Source organism: Collimonas sp. GW821-FHT07E08, assembly GCF_059418905.1.
On record NZ_JBWKQR010000045.1, the window covers coordinates 1 to 2,409 of the forward strand.

A 2,409-nucleotide genomic window follows, 5' to 3' on the forward strand; every position below is an offset into this window, starting at 1 on the left:
CTCTGTTCCTACTAAACACCATCACTGAAGCGCAGGTGGCTCAATTGACTGAGGCGGCAGTACAAGGGATTACGGCCGATAACCTGATCGCCCTGACGAGTACGGCTGGGGGACTACGCTTCCTGGAATTCCTGACAAATTCGAATTCTACCTTTTCTCAAGATCAAATTGATAACCTAATGGCCGATTGGGTTTTGGGGGTGTCCGTTTTCCGTACTCTTGTTCAAGACTTCCCGGGGCTGCTAATGGATCCTGTTTTATCCATTAATTTTTCCCAGATTGAAGAGCTTTTTACTACCCCTAATGGCATTGCTGCATTGGGTTTTATCGCAGCAGACGTAACCCTTCGTGGAATGTTGCCAGGGAATTTTTCTCTCAGCGAAGGTCAATTTGATATTGCTGTTATACATTTGAGTAATGTTGCAATTTCTACTGGACTAAGGAATATCGTCCGAAACGCTCCGCATGCCATGGGTAATATCGTCCTGAATCAGGATCAGCTAAATAGCATCCTGACGATTATTGACGATGCGACTCTGTCAGAGGAGGCGAGAAGTAATGCGTTTGCTGCTTTAAGCAGCCTAGCCGAAATTGCTCCACATGCCATGAGTAATATCGTCCTGAATCAGGGCCAGCTAAATAGCATCCTGACGATTATTGGTAATGTTGCGCTGACAGAGGTAATGAGATTTAATGCGCTTGTTGCTTTAAATAATATAGTTGTACATGTGCCAACAATGCTCAGTAATGCTGTAAACGTACCGGTATTACTCACTGGAGATACTTTGTCCCAAACTCAGCTGGATAGTATCTTGACGATTATTGGCGATACTGCGTTGCACGAGGGAACCGGAAATTATGCGCTTGCTGTTTTAATCAACATAGCCAGTAACGTACCAGCAATGCTCGCTGGAGATGCTTTGACCCAAATTCAGCTGGATGGCATCCTGACGATTATTGGCGATGCTAATCTGTCAGAGGAAGTGAGAAGTAATGCATTTACTGCTTTAAGAAGCCTAGCCGAAAATGCCCCACATGCCATGGGTAATATCGTTCTGAATCAGGATCAGCTAAATAGCATCCTGACGATTATTGGTAATGTTGCGCTGTCAGAGGCAATGAGATTTAATGCGCTCGTTGCTTTAAATGATATACTTGCGCATGTATCAACATTGCTCAGTAATGCTGTAAACGTACCGGTGTTACTCACTGGAGATACTTTGTCCCAAACTCAGCTGGATAGTATCTTGACGATTATTGGCGATACTGCGTTGCACGAGAGAACTAGAAATTATGCGCTCGCTGTTTTAATCAACATAGCCAGTAACGTACCAGCAATGCTCGCTGGAGATGCTTTGACCCAAATTCAGCTGGATAGTATTCTGACGATTATTGGCGATGCTACTCTGTCAGAGGAAGTGAGAAGTAATGCATTTGCTGCTTTAAGCAACATAGCCGAAAATGCTCCGCATGCCATGGGTAATATCGTCCTGAATCAGGATCAGCTAAATAGCATCCTGACGATTATTGGCGATGCTACTCTGTCAGAGGAAGTGAGAAGTAATGCGTTTGCCGCTTTAAGCGGTCTAGCCGAGCATGCCATGGGTAATATCGTCCTGAATCAGGATCAGCTAAATAGCATCCTGACGATTATTGGCGATGCGACTTTGTCAGAGGAGGCGAGAAGTAATGCGTTTGCTGCTTTAAGCAGCCTAGCCGAAAATGCTCCACACGCCATGAGTAATATCGTCCTGAATCAGGGGCAGCTAAATAGCATCCTGACGATTATTGGTAATGTTGCGCTGATAGAGGTAATGAGATTTAACGCGCTTGTTGCTTTAAATAATATGGTTTCGCATGTGTCAACAATGTTCAGTAATGCTGTAAACGTACCGGTATTACTCACTGGAGATACTTTGTCCCAAACTCAGCTGGATAGTATCTTGACGATTATTGGCGATACTACGTTGCACCAGGGAACTGGAAATTATGCGCTTGCTGTTTTAATCAACATAGCCAGTAACGTACCAGCAATGCTCGCTGGAGATGCTTTGACCCAAATTCAGCTGGATAGCATCCTGACGATTATTGGCGATACTACGCTGCACGAGGAAACTAGAATTAATGCGCTTGCTGTTTTAATCAGCATAACCAATGCTGTACCAGCAATGCTTGCTGGAAGTGCTTTGACCCAAATTCAGCTGGATAGCATCCTGACGATTGTTGGGAATATTACGTTGCACGAGCGAACTAGAAGTTATGCACTTGCTGTTTTAATCAACGTAGCCAGACAAGTACCAGCAATGTTCGCTGGAGATGTTTTGACCCAAATTCAGTTCGACAGTCTTCTTCCCAATATTTTTGGAATTTCGACCCTGAACCAGATTGTCCAAAATGTTCCTGCAATGC

The 2,409-nt window shown here is 44.3% G+C and carries 1 protein-coding gene; it reads left to right on the top strand.

Annotated features, from left to right (window positions below; translation table 11 throughout):
- Positions 1-2,409, top strand: a 2,409-nt coding sequence (locus AC07RZ_RS24065) for a hypothetical protein (RefSeq protein WP_494669862.1), incomplete at both ends; no start/stop codon positions are given.